Origin of the sequence: Marinobacter nanhaiticus D15-8W (assembly GCF_036511935.1) — a bacterium.
Lineage (GTDB): Bacteria > Pseudomonadota > Gammaproteobacteria > Pseudomonadales > Oleiphilaceae > Marinobacter_A > Marinobacter_A nanhaiticus.
In genome coordinates this window covers 3,556,046-3,569,566 of sequence record NZ_AP028878.1, presented here as the reverse complement: position 1 = coordinate 3,569,566, position 13,521 = coordinate 3,556,046, and the positions used below count along the sequence as shown (strand labels likewise).

The 13,521-nt window shown below is 56.8% G+C and carries 29 protein-coding genes; 14 read left to right on the top strand and 15 right to left on the bottom strand.

Annotated features, from left to right (window positions below; all coding sequences use genetic code 11):
* Window positions 1-2: 2 nt before the first annotated feature.
* The 15 genes from RE428_RS15990 to RE428_RS15920 form a co-directional block, all read right to left on the bottom strand.
* The gene (locus tag RE428_RS15990) at window positions 3-620 is read right to left on the bottom strand and encodes a J domain-containing protein (RefSeq protein WP_004582933.1); all 618 of its coding nucleotides are present in this window, start codon (window positions 618-620) and stop codon (window positions 3-5) included.
* On the bottom strand, window positions 617-889 hold the full coding sequence (locus RE428_RS15985) for a DUF3850 domain-containing protein (RefSeq protein WP_004582932.1): 273 nt from the start codon (window positions 887-889) through the stop codon (window positions 617-619). Before RE428_RS15985 ends, RE428_RS15990 begins: the two co-directional genes overlap by 4 nt.
* 37 nt (window positions 890-926) lie before the next feature.
* Window positions 927-1,496: an HNH endonuclease gene (locus RE428_RS15980; protein WP_004582931.1), complete on the bottom strand. Its 570-nt coding sequence runs from the start codon at window positions 1,494-1,496 to the stop codon at window positions 927-929.
* Window positions 1,481-1,762: a hypothetical protein gene (locus RE428_RS15975; RefSeq protein ID WP_004582930.1), complete on the bottom strand. Its 282-nt coding sequence runs from the start codon at window positions 1,760-1,762 to the stop codon at window positions 1,481-1,483. Before RE428_RS15975 ends, RE428_RS15980 begins: the two co-directional genes overlap by 16 nt.
* Window positions 1,755-1,967 (bottom strand): hypothetical protein, encoded by a 213-nt coding sequence (locus RE428_RS15970; protein ID WP_004582929.1) that lies wholly within the window; start codon window positions 1,965-1,967, stop codon window positions 1,755-1,757. The genes RE428_RS15975 and RE428_RS15970 overlap by 8 nt, the downstream gene beginning before the upstream one ends.
* 3 nt (window positions 1,968-1,970) lie before the next feature.
* Window positions 1,971-2,588 (bottom strand): hypothetical protein, encoded by a 618-nt coding sequence (locus tag RE428_RS15965; protein ID WP_004582928.1) that lies wholly within the window; start codon window positions 2,586-2,588, stop codon window positions 1,971-1,973.
* Window positions 2,581-2,733, bottom strand: coding sequence for a hypothetical protein (locus tag RE428_RS15960; RefSeq protein WP_154660779.1), 153 nt, complete (start codon window positions 2,731-2,733; stop codon window positions 2,581-2,583). The genes RE428_RS15965 and RE428_RS15960 overlap by 8 nt, the downstream gene beginning before the upstream one ends.
* Window positions 2,730-3,104, bottom strand: a complete 375-nt coding sequence (locus RE428_RS15955; RefSeq protein WP_004582927.1) for a response regulator transcription factor — start codon at window positions 3,102-3,104, stop codon at window positions 2,730-2,732. Before RE428_RS15955 ends, RE428_RS15960 begins: the two co-directional genes overlap by 4 nt.
* Entirely contained in the window at window positions 3,101-3,355 is a 255-nt protein-coding gene (locus tag RE428_RS15950; RefSeq protein WP_004582926.1) for a helix-turn-helix domain-containing protein, read from the bottom strand. The genes RE428_RS15955 and RE428_RS15950 overlap by 4 nt, the downstream gene beginning before the upstream one ends.
* Entirely contained in the window at window positions 3,355-4,206 is an 852-nt protein-coding gene (locus tag RE428_RS15945; protein ID WP_004582925.1) for an ERF family protein, read from the bottom strand. The genes RE428_RS15950 and RE428_RS15945 overlap by 1 nt, the downstream gene beginning before the upstream one ends.
* The gene (locus RE428_RS15940) at window positions 4,203-4,592 is read right to left on the bottom strand and encodes a hypothetical protein (protein ID WP_004582924.1); all 390 of its coding nucleotides are present in this window, start codon (window positions 4,590-4,592) and stop codon (window positions 4,203-4,205) included. Before RE428_RS15940 ends, RE428_RS15945 begins: the two co-directional genes overlap by 4 nt.
* 401 nt (window positions 4,593-4,993) lie before the next feature.
* Window positions 4,994-5,272, bottom strand: a complete 279-nt coding sequence (locus tag RE428_RS15935) for a hypothetical protein (RefSeq protein WP_004582922.1) — start codon at window positions 5,270-5,272, stop codon at window positions 4,994-4,996.
* Window positions 5,269-5,670: a helix-turn-helix transcriptional regulator gene (locus RE428_RS15930; RefSeq protein ID WP_004582921.1), complete on the bottom strand. Its 402-nt coding sequence runs from the start codon at window positions 5,668-5,670 to the stop codon at window positions 5,269-5,271. The genes RE428_RS15935 and RE428_RS15930 overlap by 4 nt, the downstream gene beginning before the upstream one ends.
* 138 nt (window positions 5,671-5,808) lie before the next feature.
* On the bottom strand, window positions 5,809-5,994 hold the full coding sequence (locus RE428_RS15925) for a hypothetical protein (RefSeq protein ID WP_004582920.1): 186 nt from the start codon (window positions 5,992-5,994) through the stop codon (window positions 5,809-5,811).
* A gap of 88 nt (window positions 5,995-6,082) precedes the next feature.
* The gene (locus tag RE428_RS15920; protein ID WP_004582919.1) at window positions 6,083-6,439 is read right to left on the bottom strand and encodes a helix-turn-helix domain-containing protein; all 357 of its coding nucleotides are present in this window, start codon (window positions 6,437-6,439) and stop codon (window positions 6,083-6,085) included.
* Window positions 6,440-7,122: 683 nt separating this feature from the next.
* Between RE428_RS15920 and RE428_RS15915 the strand changes: the two genes are divergently transcribed.
* The 14 genes from RE428_RS15915 to RE428_RS15850 all read left to right on the top strand — a co-directional run bounded on the left by RE428_RS15915 (window position 7,123) and on the right by RE428_RS15850 (window position 13,421).
* Window positions 7,123-7,347, top strand: coding sequence for a hypothetical protein (locus tag RE428_RS15915; protein WP_004582917.1), 225 nt, complete (start codon window positions 7,123-7,125; stop codon window positions 7,345-7,347).
* Entirely contained in the window at window positions 7,347-8,180 is an 834-nt protein-coding gene (locus RE428_RS15910; RefSeq protein WP_004582916.1) for a YdaU family protein, read from the top strand. The genes RE428_RS15915 and RE428_RS15910 overlap by 1 nt, the downstream gene beginning before the upstream one ends.
* Window positions 8,177-9,553 (top strand): replicative DNA helicase, encoded by a 1,377-nt coding sequence (gene dnaB, locus RE428_RS15905; RefSeq protein WP_004582915.1) that lies wholly within the window; start codon window positions 8,177-8,179, stop codon window positions 9,551-9,553. Before RE428_RS15910 ends, dnaB begins: the two co-directional genes overlap by 4 nt.
* Window positions 9,550-9,846 carry a hypothetical protein gene (locus RE428_RS15900; RefSeq protein ID WP_004582914.1) on the top strand — a complete coding sequence of 99 codons (297 nt, stop codon included), beginning with the start codon at window positions 9,550-9,552 and terminating at the stop codon, window positions 9,844-9,846. The genes dnaB and RE428_RS15900 overlap by 4 nt, the downstream gene beginning before the upstream one ends.
* Window positions 9,843-10,337, top strand: coding sequence for a hypothetical protein (locus RE428_RS15895; protein WP_004582913.1), 495 nt, complete (start codon window positions 9,843-9,845; stop codon window positions 10,335-10,337). The genes RE428_RS15900 and RE428_RS15895 overlap by 4 nt, the downstream gene beginning before the upstream one ends.
* Entirely contained in the window at window positions 10,334-10,498 is a 165-nt protein-coding gene (locus RE428_RS15890; protein ID WP_154660777.1) for a hypothetical protein, read from the top strand. Before RE428_RS15895 ends, RE428_RS15890 begins: the two co-directional genes overlap by 4 nt.
* A 177-nt stretch (window positions 10,499-10,675) precedes the next feature.
* Window positions 10,676-11,143 carry a hypothetical protein gene (locus RE428_RS15885; RefSeq protein ID WP_004582911.1) on the top strand — a complete coding sequence of 156 codons (468 nt, stop codon included), beginning with the start codon at window positions 10,676-10,678 and terminating at the stop codon, window positions 11,141-11,143.
* Window positions 11,140-11,727, top strand: a complete 588-nt coding sequence (locus RE428_RS15880; protein WP_004582910.1) for an HNH endonuclease signature motif containing protein — start codon at window positions 11,140-11,142, stop codon at window positions 11,725-11,727. Before RE428_RS15885 ends, RE428_RS15880 begins: the two co-directional genes overlap by 4 nt.
* Complete coding sequence (locus RE428_RS15875) at window positions 11,724-11,963, top strand: hypothetical protein (RefSeq protein WP_004582909.1); 240 nt, start codon at window positions 11,724-11,726, stop codon at window positions 11,961-11,963. The genes RE428_RS15880 and RE428_RS15875 overlap by 4 nt, the downstream gene beginning before the upstream one ends.
* Entirely contained in the window at window positions 11,960-12,193 is a 234-nt protein-coding gene (locus RE428_RS15870) for a hypothetical protein (RefSeq protein ID WP_004582908.1), read from the top strand. The genes RE428_RS15875 and RE428_RS15870 overlap by 4 nt, the downstream gene beginning before the upstream one ends.
* On the top strand, window positions 12,190-12,486 hold the full coding sequence (locus tag RE428_RS15865; RefSeq protein WP_004582907.1) for a hypothetical protein: 297 nt from the start codon (window positions 12,190-12,192) through the stop codon (window positions 12,484-12,486). The genes RE428_RS15870 and RE428_RS15865 overlap by 4 nt, the downstream gene beginning before the upstream one ends.
* Window positions 12,483-12,953, top strand: a complete 471-nt coding sequence (locus RE428_RS15860; RefSeq protein WP_004582906.1) for a hypothetical protein — start codon at window positions 12,483-12,485, stop codon at window positions 12,951-12,953. The genes RE428_RS15865 and RE428_RS15860 overlap by 4 nt, the downstream gene beginning before the upstream one ends.
* A complete protein-coding gene (locus tag RE428_RS15855; protein WP_154660776.1) occupies window positions 12,953-13,129 on the top strand; it encodes a hypothetical protein in 177 nt (58 codons plus the stop codon). The genes RE428_RS15860 and RE428_RS15855 overlap by 1 nt, the downstream gene beginning before the upstream one ends.
* A 34-nt stretch (window positions 13,130-13,163) precedes the next feature.
* On the top strand, window positions 13,164-13,421 hold the full coding sequence (locus tag RE428_RS15850) for an Acb2/Tad1 domain-containing protein (protein WP_004582905.1): 258 nt from the start codon (window positions 13,164-13,166) through the stop codon (window positions 13,419-13,421).
* Window positions 13,422-13,521: the final 100 nt, after the last annotated feature.

The following is a 13,521-nucleotide window of genomic DNA, read 5'->3' as shown; positions in this document are numbered from 1 at the left end:
TATCAGTTCTGGTCCTGCCATGCCTTCCAGGCAGCCTGAACCCTGTTGAATTCGTCATCCGAACCGCCACGATCTGGATGCGCCTTGGCCCGCGCCGCTTTGTAGGCGGACTGAACCTCTGCTGGGCTGGCGGAAGGGGAGCACCCGAGAACGTCGTACCACTCTTGTTGCGGCTGGTGCTCCAATTGGGCAAAGCCCGCGAAGTGCGTGCGTAGGTCACCGACGCCCCAACGCTCCATGCCGCGCATTGCGCCCAAGTGCGCAGCGATAGCTGCCATGTTGTCGGCAACGCGGTCCCAGGTATCGCAGGGCAGGCAGTAGTGTTCGCCGCCCAGTTGGAAGTACAGGGCGACGGCAGGATCGTCAGGCATCCTGCGGCCGCTGGCGGGCAGTCCATCCTGTCGCAGAGGAACATCGGAGCTGATTACCACCTGGTCTGGATCGATTCGCCAGGGCTTCCCGGCACGCGTGAAAAGGGTTATTTCTTCCAGAATCCGGTCACGGCCCGCGGCAATAGTCAGCGGCTGGCCGCCCCGGTTGAATCTGGCCCGCTGGCGATCGCTCTCCGGAGTGCGTGGGAAGTTCGCCGGCCAGTGCAATGGATATGCGTCTACCGTCATTCCCCACCTCCGCTCTGCTCAGGTACGTGAGCGAACACCACGAAGCCCGGCTTCTGCTCGAACGCAGTGACATAGGTAATCTTCCGCAGCAGGACGCGCCCGGTGTATTGCTGTGACTCAATGGTTCGAGCTTTTGAGTCGAACTCATGCAGGGCCACCGTGTCACCAGCCTGAAACCCGCGATCCCGGTCGTCCCGGATCTCGAATGTCTTGTCGCCGCGCTCTACGGCATGGAAATAACAAGGCAAAATCTTCAGATCGTGGTGCACTATTCCCCACCTCCGCGCAGTTGTTGGGCATAGTTGCTCATGTTCCGTACCTAATCGTGAATCCGTGCTCCGACTCTGCATCAGCTCTTGCTCTTGCGGCGTCTTTAATATTCTCGAAAGTCCCGAGGTGCTTTCTAACGCCGTTTATGCGAATCGTTGCGGACCATTTATTAGCTGCCTTGCTCCAGCAGACGCCGACAATCCCGGAGGTGTTGTTCGATTTCGGACTCAGGTTCCTATAATTCAAAACCGTCCCGTCTCTAAGATTGCTCCAAGAGTTGTTCAGCGCATTGCCGTCGATGTGGTCAATAGTCGGTGGCGGTTGCTCACCCGTTTGTATTGCCCAACAGATCCGATGCGCAAGATAGTTGTTGCGACCGACGCGAACGTAAATGAAGTGGTAATCTGTTTTGCGGCCCTTGTAGTGAGTCCGCTTAACGGTTCCACAGGGCTTCCCTGCATGAATTTTGTTGAAGTATTCGACGTAGGCATTGTCGTCTACGATGCTGTGGTCGATTTCCTTCCAGGTTAATAAGCCGCTCTCAGGGTCGTAATTGATCCGCGCCTTCACGCACTCAATATCGATAGGGTTCACTTTTCTTGGCATTGTTGCCTCCGCACCCGCTCTGCTGTTTTTGACATTTCCGCCAGCGCTTCTTTTGCGGCCTTGATCATTAACCTTTCTTCGCGCGGGTCTTTTGCATAAACCACGTTAGATAAGGTCCAATGGTAGGCCCGATTCTGCCCCTCCAGCTCTTTAACCTTTGCCTGGAGGGCGGTGATTTCGGTGGCAGGGTATACGCCGCATTGCGCACAGCGGCAAAACTTTCCTCCGTTGAATGTTTGCCACGCCTCATGCTTGCATTCACTCATCTTTATTTACCTCGATCGCCTCCACTACGCCGTCGATCTCCCCTGAATGGACCCATACATCATCCTCAGAACAGCCCATCCTTTCTGGGTCGATCAGCGTGCAGTTACCGCGCGAATTGGCGATTTCGAGTGCTTCTTCCTCGCTATCAGCCTCTATCGCGGTTGACATCGAGATGGTTACGCTTCCGACTGCTCGATACTTCATGGCTTATTCCTCCCTCTCATCCTCACCGCTGGGCTGCGGTTGGGGTGGGTTTGGGCGCTTCAGGCCGGAGCACATCCACTTGGCCCTGGGGGCATTTCCGTAGCCATAATTTTTAGCTACAGACTCTGGCGAAAGAAGAACCGGAGTATCGTTGTCAGCCGAATACCAGCAGTCAAAAGGGTGCGCCAAGCTCGGCAACCGATACGAGCAGTAAACCCACTGCTCCCGCCCTTGCGCGGGGTCTGGGTAAAGTGGCTCAACTTCATATCCACCCTCAGGGTCGCTACTTAGCAGCCCGCGACAGTAACGTCTCGCCGTCGACTCATCCCGGAATGGCTGGTTTGTATAGCTACCAGTCACTCTGTAAGCCACCGGCTCCGCATTGTTACGCTTTCCGTCACTATCCGCTGAGGCGCGGGCTTGAAGCTGATTTTCAAGATCAGCGATGCGCTCAATTGCGTAGTAGAGGTTCTTGAGGGTGCAAGACAATTCCTCGTCCTTACTATTTGGCTCACCGGTGTCGCCGCAATGAAATCCATCAGCGCCGAAAACTTGTATCCTGTTGCGACCTTCGCCGTCATCGCGCCAAACCTTCACTTCGAACTCTGCTTTCTCACTCACAATCCACCTCCACAATCTCCCCATCGATAACGCGCAGCTTGTCGCTGTACCGTGATTTCAGTTCGTCCTCTGCCAACTGATCCTCGGCTGCCCAGTAGTCATAGATCGTCGGCGTATCGGTGATGTATTCCATTGGGTCGGTCATGCTGCAGCCCTCGACATGTGGTCTTCGTAGCTCATTGGCAGCGGATCAAACCGCTTAGCGTGGTAGCGCTTCACGGTGACCTCGCAGACCCCGTAACGGCGGGCGATGGCCTTGTTGCTGTAGAGCTTCAATACTTCCTTGCCCTTCCAGTATTCCTCGCGCATGCGGATTACCTGCAGCTTCTGGTAAGGCGTCAGCTTCCGCGTGGCCTTGGTCTGGATCAGGTAAACGGTGCCGTAGCTCACGCCGAACCGCTCGGCAATGGCCGTGTTTGTGCGCTCGGAGACATACCGCTGCCACTTGTGCCGGGCTTCAAGGTCAGTCATGATCGCCTTCTGCACCTGGCGCTTGATGTAGTTGTTGGATTTCATGCTGCAATCCTCCAGGGCTTTGTGAGCCAGTGAGCCACCGGGTCTGGCTTCTCCACCTTCTCAGGCGGATTGCCTCCGTGCGGGAAGATGGCTTTCAGTTCACCGGTCAGGCCGGCCCGCTTGCTGGCTGTGTCGAGCCATGTGGTGCTGACGCCCAACTCTTGCGCAGCCGCTTTGCGGGTCATCCCCTGAGCACGGCATGCGCGCAGGTGGTAGATGTCATCCATCGTCATGTCGCGGCGTTTACCCATCACTCGGCCTCCCGGTCAAGGAACTCCCGCATAGCCGCGCCGAACTCGTCAGACTTCATCTGCTTGCGCTCTTCGGTGGTGAAGATCCCGCCCTTGCTCGGGGCCTTCCATAGCCGCTCCTGCTCGACTTTGGAGATCTCGGACATAGCCTCGGCCGCGCTACTGAAATCTTCATCAGCCAGCGCTGACTTGATCGCTGCGATGGTGGGGAAGTGGTCGCGTACCAGGGCCGCGTAATTCAGGTGAGCATTGATCTCAGCCTGGGCCTTGTCGTTCGGGTAGGCGCCGCCCGCATTGCCGTCGTCATCCTCGCCAGAGGTTGTGATGTTCAGCAGGGCCTGGAGCACATAGCGCTTGCCGTAGCTGACCGACGAGCCGACAGACTGGACGGTATTCTTGGAGCCCGTGATATCTGCCGGCAGGTCGATGGTTGTTTCTTCGCTATGCCCTTCCCGGTGAACCAGAACGCCGGTTACGCAGATGTGACTGTCGCCAGTCTTCACCCGGAACGAGATCGCAAAGCCGAATTTCTGCATCACAGGTCGCACGGCCTCGTTGATGTCCTCGAAGCGGGCGTACTTGCTGCGCACCTGGCCGTTGACTTTGATCTCGCCTTTCTCTGAGATCGTCGGCAACTCACCCTGGAGCTGGGCCATGGCCGCGCTGAACGCCGACTTGGCATTGCGCTCCATGATCCGCTCCTGCATGTCCAAGAGGCGCTCCATCTTGTTGATATCAACGTCCGGGTTTGTGGCGGCCCGCTCGATCACGCTGATGATCGCGTTGCCGGTTTGCTGCTGGCCGGTGTCGGCCAATTGATGGTTGTCCTCACGGACTGCTAAATCGTTCATATCGCCTCCCGATATTCGAAGAAATCAACGTCGTCCGGTTCTGCCTTCTCCGCATCCCAAAGGTTCTGCTTGTACTGCTCCAGCAGGGCCTTGATGCTGTTGCGCTTGGCCATGTCGAGGATTTCGCCGGCCTGCTCGTAGTTGATGTGGCAGGACTTGTAAGCGTCCTTTACAAGCTCGATCTCGCTGTCGTACATCTGCTGCTCGACTTCATCCGGGCCGACGAGCGGCTTGCCGTTCAGGGTGATCGTGTCGCCATTCAGGAGCCGGTGAAAAAGGTGGTGGTACTGCACGCTCCACCACAACTCCATCGCCGCTTCTTCGCGATCCTCAGCGTCCACCTGTGCCAGGTGTTCGCGTAGCTCTTTGTCAACTGGATCAACCATGTCGGCTCTCCATATTCCTAAGGGCCTGATAGACCCGCTGCTCGTGTGCAAGAAAGCGCTTCCGCTTCCTCAGATGGGCCAGCACCAAAATGCAGCCCAGTACGTGTTCTGTATGCCCCGGCACCTTGGCGCACTCTGCGTGGTAGATGCGGGAGGCGGTGGGGGTCACTGGTCTATCTCCACAATCTCGACTCGGAATCCGTTATCACGATCCCGCTCTATCGCTGTGTTGCAGTAGAAGAACGGCATCCCATCTTCCCCGCAGTCCATGATCCGAGGCTTTCCGTCACTGAAGACAAGAACAGGCTTAGCGGGACCTTCACACCCGACGCTAAGCTCGTTGCAGTCGCCCCAGCAGTGGCAGTTTTTGCTGTCCTTAAAGAAAGCGTTAGATGACTTCATCACGCAGCCTCCGCCTTGCTCTGTTCGATGCGCTCCCGTACTCGGGAAACGCAGTTCTCCATGCGTGTCTGGTCGGCCTTGGCCACCCGCAGCGCGAACTTCTTCCGCTCGTAGTCAACCAGTCGCTCGATCTCCGATTTCGGCACCAGTCCTGTCAGAACCTCGGGAGAAAAAGAGCGGGGTACAGCCTGCTCCCCGCTAACTCCTCTCGGCTCGCTTCCATGCGCTTGCACCATGAATCGGCGTTGAATTCGGTGGAAAACGGCGTCTAGGCTCATGACAAAACCCCTCCCACAACAGTCAGGTCGATTTCTTTGCGTGAGCCCTTGGCGATCTTTATTTCGACTCGGCTGCCAGGGCGCTTAGGCTTGATCTTGTCGACGGTGTAAGGCCCGCCTACCTGCGCTGAGGCAACGGCGCCGGTAATCACCAGAACGCGGATGTACTTCTTGCCCAGCCAGTAGGAGAGGACGCCGAACGAGTTGCTGGCATTGGTCTTCTGCAGCAGGTTCTTGCGGCGTTCCTGGATGGTGTCGACGCTGCGGAAAGCATCCCGGGCAGCATCCTTAGCGGTCATGCCTTTAAGGAACTGCTCGATGGTCTGTTCCTCAATCGGCGTGAACTCGCCCTTGCTATCGATGATGAATGTTGAGCCGTTGATCTCTGTTTGGATCATTGGAATTTCCTCCCTGTTTATGAGCACGATAATGCTCAGCTCAGGGAGTGTCAAGCATAATTGTGCTCAACATGAAGAAATTTTTTCTGAGACGATTTTGAGAATTGTTCGCGGGCGAGGAGGGGAAGGCTGGCGCCTTCACCCGTCAATGATTTCGATGGAGTCTTGGACGAGTTGTCGTGCGGATTTGGTCAGGGCGGTGACCAGGACTTCAGAGTTCTCTGCTTCCAGAATCTTGCTCTCGGCTATGTGATGCAGGATCGCTTCTACATCACACAAAATCTGTCGGACATCTTGTTCTTGGGTCTTCAGAGCTAGCGGCATACCGCCCCCTTTTGGTGGTGCTGGACTTATTACTGTATGTATAGACAGGAGGCATTTCAACTAATTATTAGCAAATGATATATGCGTTTTACAGATTTTGATTTTCGCTTAACTGCCCGTAGTCAGCCATTATATCGAGTACCTTCAGCTGATTGCGTTCAGAAAGTTTTTCAAACTGTTTCAGTACGGTAAGCGTCCGCTGAACGACTGTGGCGTCTAGTGGCATGTCTTTGCGGAAGAGCATAAAGGTGGGAGCGCCCAGGCCTTGGGCAACCATATCGACGTACTTTATTGCACTGGAACCGGCACCGCCGCCTTGTTCGATATTGGATATTACTCGCTGCGAAACGTCGGCGACCTCGGCGAGCTTACGCTGGGACCATCCCTTACCCATGCGCGCCCTTCTCACGTTATCACCGACGACCTCCTCCACCGGTACGTTCATTGATTTTCCTTAGAAATGTTGGTTTAGAGCATCTTATCGCTAACCGATATTCGAATTGTGCTTGATGCTGAGCACGATCATGCTCTAAACTCTCTGCATGGACAGCATACTCATTCAGAAAACGATTACGGGGCTGAGGCTCGCCAAGGGTGAGTTCAGAGCTATCGCTGAAGAAGCCGGTGTCGACTACTCCTGGCTCAGCAAGTTCTCTCGGTCAGTGTTCCCCGATCCATCCGGACGACGTGTGGAGCGTGTGTATCGCGCCTTGCTCGCTCGCCGGCTGGTAGAGCCAGTCATTGATTTCGGCGAGACAGCCAAGCTCAAAGACTGCGCATGATTGAAATGTACCGGCTTCGGGCCGGTTTTTCTTCCCCTGAAATTAGGGGTTTAGCTCTCTCCGGAGAGCGCATCTGGGATGGCTCTGCCTAGAAATAGGGTGCCCAGAGTATCTGGCTAAGCCGGTCGTGACCCGAGAGCGCTGAAATACGACACGAGTCGCCAGAGCCATCCGCAGATGCGGAAGTAAGCAGTCGCATCAAGCAGTAGGCCGAGCCCAGGCCGCGCAGAGGGGGCATGGCGACAATGTTGTTAAGCGGACTCTGCGCAACTTCCAAACATAAAAAAACCCGGTTACGGGCTGTGGCGGCCCCCGGGTTTCGATCGATCTGATGAGGACAGTTTACATGAACACCCCCAGAACTCAAGAGGCGCTGCGCAAGCTGAAGATCCAGCTCCTGCAGTGGCGTATCAACCGAACCCTGGATCGCATGGCCAAAGCCGACAACGACCCAGACCGCGCTCAATACATCAAGTTGTTCAACACGCTTATGCAGCTCGTCCATGTGAGAAATAGCCTACGCACACATTCAGAGATCGCTCAGATTGAATCTGAGAGGGGGCTGGCGTAATGGCGGCTTTGCCCTACATGCAGTTCTATGTTGCCGACTACCTGGCCGACACTGCACACCTGAGTGCCGAGGAACATGGCGCGTATCTGCTGCTGATCTTCAACTACTGGCAGACCGGTAAGGCGATCCCGAAGAAACGCCTGCAGATGATTGCACGGGTGTCCAACGACCGTTGGGCGGACGTTGAGCAAGCGATCAGCGAGTTCTTCACAGAGGTCGACGGCTGCTGGCGACATGACCGAATTGAGGCCGATTTGGCTGCCGTTCGTGAATCTCAGGATCAACGCGCTCGTGCCGGCAAGGCATCTGCAGAGGCCAGGAAGCGCGCGAAGCAGTCAGAAAAGAAGAAGGAAATCAACGATGCTTCAACGACCGTTGAACGACCGTTGAGCGACCGATCAACGAATAAAGAACAGAACAGAACAGATACAGATAATAAAACCCCTCCGTCATCTGGCGATGACGATCCCGGCCAGGTCGATGATTCGGCGAAAAGCGACCCAGTGGACTACAAGGGCATCATCAACCTCTACAACGACCTACTCGGCGAGTTCCTACCCGAAGTCAAGGTCCTGAACGAGAAGCGCAAGCGACTGATCAAGGCTCGCTGGAAGCAGAAGTTCGGGGAGCACTCGCACGGCAGTGACATGGACTTCTGGCGCCGATACTTCCTGCACGTCCGTCGCTCCAAGCCATTGACCGGCACCAAGGACGGCTTCGACTGGAGCCCTGGTTTCGACTGGCTGCTCAACGAAAACAACCTGGCCAAGGTGATCGAGGGTAATTACCACCAGGGTGACGACTACCGCAACGATATCAGGGAGGCGTCATGAGCGATTTCGACTTCGTAGAAAGCTCTGTCCTGGGCCTCGCGATTTCCCCCCGGCACACGGCTGAAGTATTCGCCCTGCTGTCGCCGGAAGACTTCTCGTCCGACCTTCGCCCGATGGCCGAGGCGGCCTATGCGCTGTTCTGTGAAGGCAAGGAGGTTGACGCGGTAACCGTCTCGGATCACCTCGAATCTCAGGGTGTCGTAAACGCCTCATCGCTGTTGATGAGCATCGCAGACAACTACGGCAAGGCCACGCCTGAGGCGCTCAAGAGCCACGCCGAGATCATCCGGGAGCGCTCGTTACGTCGCCAGCTGCACCGCGCCATCCTGGCAAGTGGCCAGATCTTGAGCACGGAGCGACCCGGTGCCGCGCAACAGCGGATCATGTCCGAGTTTGAGGCCATCGTCACAAAGCAGTCCGATGACTCCCTGTGGGACATGAAGCGGGCCAACACCGAGTTCCTGCAGATCATGCAGCGCCGGAACGAAGCGGGCGGCGAGCTGATCGGGCTGTCGACGGGCTTCAAGCATCTGGATAACCGGATGAACGGCATGGGCGAGGGTGATCTGATCATCGTTGCTGGCCGGCCGTCGATGGGTAAGACCACGTTCGCGCTGAACATCGTGGAGCACAACGCAGTACGGGCCAAGGTGCCTTGCCTGGTGTTCTCCATGGAAATGAGCGCCCCGCAGCTGATCGAGAAGATGACCGCCTCACTCGGCAGCATCAGCCTTGGGTCTATTCGCCGGGGCACGTTGACTGAGGAAGAGTGGACAAACTTCTCGGCGGCTAGCCAGCTGATCAAGAACGCGCAACTGCACATTGATGACCGTGGCGGCCTGTCCGTTCCCCAGATGCGCGCCAGGGCCCATGAGGTTAAGCGCAAGTGCGGTCGTGTCGCCCTGATCATGGTCGACTACCTGCAACTCATGACGGCCAACGCAGAGAACCGGACGCAGGAAATCACCAAGATATCAGGCGGCCTGAAAGCCCTTGGCAAAGAGTTCAAGTGCCCAGTGATCGCACTGTCCCAGCTTAACCGCTCCGTTGAAAGCCGTGCCGATAAGCGCCCCATGATGAGCGACCTGCGTGAATCCGGCGCTATCGAGCAGGACGCCGACGCGATCATCTTCCCCTTCCGTGAAGGCTACTACGAGAACCCAGACAACCCCGACCCGCTGACCGAAATCATCTTCGGCAAGCTCCGCATGGGTGAGCGTGGCAGTGAGGGGCTGGAGTTCCAAGGTAGTTACTCGCGATTCAAGTCACTGGACGGTCGCCCGGACTTCGCCGGGATCCGCGCCAGGAAGGAAGCCGCAGAACGAGAAGCACAGCAGCAGTCCAGAAAGGGCCGCAAGGGGTTCGCACTATGACCAACATCCTCGGATATGACATAGACGGCCGTCCGCTGAGGGCGGGGGATCAGTGTGTTTTGGCGGGACTTGAAGAGTGCCCGGAGTTCAACGGGCTTTACGTCATCGTAGTAGGTCCTGCCGACTGCGGATGGTTTCCGGATGATCTGAAGGTTAAGCATTTCGCTGAAACCCTGAAGGATCATGTGGCGCCTAATCGTCTGCGCAAACTCAACGACGACCACAAGCCCGCCTCCGAATCCTTCCAAGACATCATGCGCAAGTATGGCAGCAAGCAGGGGGTGGGAGCATGACCGATAACACTTTCAAGACCGAATACACCGACGGCTTTTATGAGGTCTCTGTTGAGATAGGCACCAAGGGTGGCCGGTTCACTGTGCCAGCTCTTGCGCATAAGAGCGCGCCAGGGCTGGCCGTCACCATGTTCCCGTTCGGTTGCTTCACCGTCACTCACATTCAAAGCGGCTCGAGTATGGCTATCGACTTCCAGCGGGCGTCAAACGCTCTGGTGGTAATGAGCCAGTACGCCCTGATTGCCGATATGCGTGGCACGTCATGGGAAGATCTGGATACCAAGGCGGCTGCAGCGTTTATCAAGGAAGTCAGCGGTGACGCGGTTCCTTTCGATGACTGCACGGTTACCTCTTGCGGCGAGACCAGAAAGATGACCGTCGCCGAGTGGTTCCAGTCAGTACGCATGCCGTTCCCGGACGAATTCCCTTGGGAGGACACCGATCCATATGAAGCTGCGCTCGAGAATTTCGAGAAGGTGGGTGGAGCATGAAATTCCATTACACCGCGATGATCTTCTGTGGGTATGCGTCCGGCATAGGTGCTGGTCACGCCTTGGCCAACGGCCACGATGGTTTCTCCATGTTCTTCGGCGCCCTGGGCCTTGTCTCAGCGGCTTGGTTGATCATCTTCCGGAAGGAGTGCGCCCAATGAGAGCTTTCCTTCGCTGGACAACCCGGCTTCTTAGCGTAGTCACAGCCAGTTTAAACCTGCTGTTCATCTCAGCCGCAATGGAAGGGCATGTGCCTGCCAGCCTGGTTTCACTTTGCCTGCTGTCCGGCTTCGCCTTGTCATTCGTCGCAACGATCTATTCGTGGGGAGTTGAGCCAAATGAGAGCCGTTAACCCAAACAACGACACAACCCAGGTATGCACCCTGCTGAAGGAATACCACAACGGTAAGCCCTGGATTCGGTTCGATGACGGCGGCGTATGGCCTCCCAGCCGGTGCAAGCCAATTATCTGTGACACCAAGGAAGAAGCCGAGGCACTGGTCAACAAGGTGGAAGCGATCGATACCCGCCGCAAAGGTTGCCCGCGCCACGGCCAGTGCTTCTGCGATGGGGCTTGTCTGCCGGACCGCAACGAGCGCCCTGAGATCGAGTGGACCGGCCCGTCTGTACGTCTGGCCAATGGCGAGTCACTGCTGAACAGCGAAGAGCTTGAGCGTGATCTTAAAGCCGCAGAAAAGCTGGCTGCGCACCAGAATCGCTTCACCCTCGAACCCAAGCACACCGACACCTGGCACCAGCCTCAGAAGCGGGACGACGTGCCTTTTGTTGTGGGAGGTGGGGTATGAAGTGGACCGCTCAACAAATCGAATGGCTCAAGGCCCTTTACCCAGATACCAGCAATGCGCAGATCGCCAATATGCTTGGCCGTGACCTGTTAAGTATCCGCAACAAGGCCGTGAAGCTCGGGTTGCGCAAGTCTGACGAGTACATGGCCACAAACCCCGGCTGTTTCCATGCAGAGCAAAAGCCATGGAACAAGGGTAAACGATGGGTTGCCGGTGGCCGCTCTGGTGAGACGCGGTTCAAGAAAGGCGGGAAGCCGCACACATGGAATCCGGTAGGGCATGAGCGCCTGACCAAGGATGGCATCTGGCAGCGCAAGGTAACGGACACAGGCTGCACGCCGCGTGACTACGTGGCCATCCACAAGCTGGTATGGGAAGAACACAACGGCCCGGTACCCAAAGGCCACATTGTGGTGTTCAAGGACGGTAACCGGGAGAACTTCGACCCGGCCAACCTCGAATGCATTTCCCGCAAAGAGAACATGCGCCGCAACTCCGTACACCGCTTGCCGAAAGAAGTGGCCGAACTGGTGCAGATCATGGGTGCACTGAATCGCCAGATCAACAAGAGGGCCCAGCCATGAAGAACAAGATCGAAGACCTGCGTGACCACCTGTTCGAAACCCTGGAGAAGCTGAAGGACGGGGATATCGATATCGAGCGCGCGAAGGCGGTATCCGGAGTGGCACAGACCATCATCAACAGTGCCAAGGTGGAGATCGATTACCTGCGAGTGACGGAGCAGCGGAGCGGTACCGGTTTCATTCCTGACGAGGGCGGACGGCAAGACGCTTTGCCGCCTGTGCGGAGGATCAAATGACCCAATCCCAACGAGACAAGATCCTGAAGGTGCTTGGAGAGAACAAGGATGGCCTTACGCCTTCGAAGGTGACCGAGTATATCGGCCTGGAAGTCACCGTGCCGAACATCTACGACGTGCGCAATGAACTGAATCGGATGGTCAAGTCCGGAACCCTGCGCATTACAAATGAGAACAGGTATCAATTGGTATTCGGGGGTTATGACCCGGATGGGGGTGATGCGGCATGAAGGACATTCGCATCTCCTACTGGTGGCAGTTCCATGTTAAAGGCGCATCGGATGGATCTATTCGCTCCATGGCCGCCTGGTTCTTTCGCAAGATTGGGTCGCTGATCGACGGTAAGCCGTCGCTGACAGTGGACATCGAGTCAACGCCTTGTGTCAGCAAGCAGGAGCAGGTCGAGATCATCCGCCGTGGCCTAGATGAGGCCTCGAAGATGTTCGAAGCCGCTGTGCGCCGGGAAGCAATGGAAGTCGCCATGCGTGAAACCCATCCCGAGCGGTACGAGGCCCGCCCATGACCACCCCCAAGCGCACCGAGCGCATACCTTTGCGAGTGGTTAAAGGCGGGTTTCAGCCGGCAGACCAGTCATGCGTCGCCCGCTTGCGAGACAAGGGCTTCCGGACTGGTGATCTGGTGTTCGTGGAGTTCAAGAAACCTCGTAACCCAGGCTTCCACCGGCTCGCTCACGCTATCGGGCGCTTGTGTGCGGAGAACATCGAGGCTTTCGAAGGCATGGATGCTCACCGCGTGTTGAAGCGCCTACAGATCGAGGCCCAGATCGGCTGTGACGAGATGGCGATCATTGTGCCGGGCGTCGGCAAGTGCTTGCACCTGATCCCGCGCAGCCTGTCGTTCGAGTCCATGGATGAGGCGGACTTTCAGGAAACAGTTAAGGGTTTCTGCCGACACATCGCCAAACAGTATTGGCAGGGCATGGAACCGGAGAAGGTGGAGCAAATGGCACAAGCGATGGTGGGGGAGTGATGGCCAGACCAACAGTACATAGCACCAAACGCGCCCAGCAGGCCGAGATAGCGCTGCTTACAAAAGACTACCTGATGAGCGGCAAGGCCATCACTGAGCTGGAATCGCAGCAGGAGCGGCTGGTGAAGCGCCCTGCGTTCAACGAGTACCGGGCGGAGGATTATTCGGAAGATTAATCGAAAGACACCAACACAGCAGAGGACCAATAGCATGGATAACCAACACCGCAAGATCAAAGGCTACCGCGAACTCTCGCAAGCTGAAATCGACCTGATGAACGAGATTAAGGCGAAGGGCGCCGAACTTGACGAGCTGATCACCAAGCTGCATGCGAGCCAGGATGCAATCACCAATGAATTCGGTACCGGTGACGCAGAGCCTCGCCGCTGGATCAGCATCGGGAAGACGCACTTGCAGCAAGGCCTGATGGCTTTGACTCGTGCCGTGGCCAAGCCGGAGTTTTTCTGATGGCCTCCCCGATCTGCCCTGATTGCAGGCGGTATCACTACCACTTGAAGAAATGCCGGTACCACCCGAGCAACGTCAGGGACCAGGCGCCAGCAAAAGG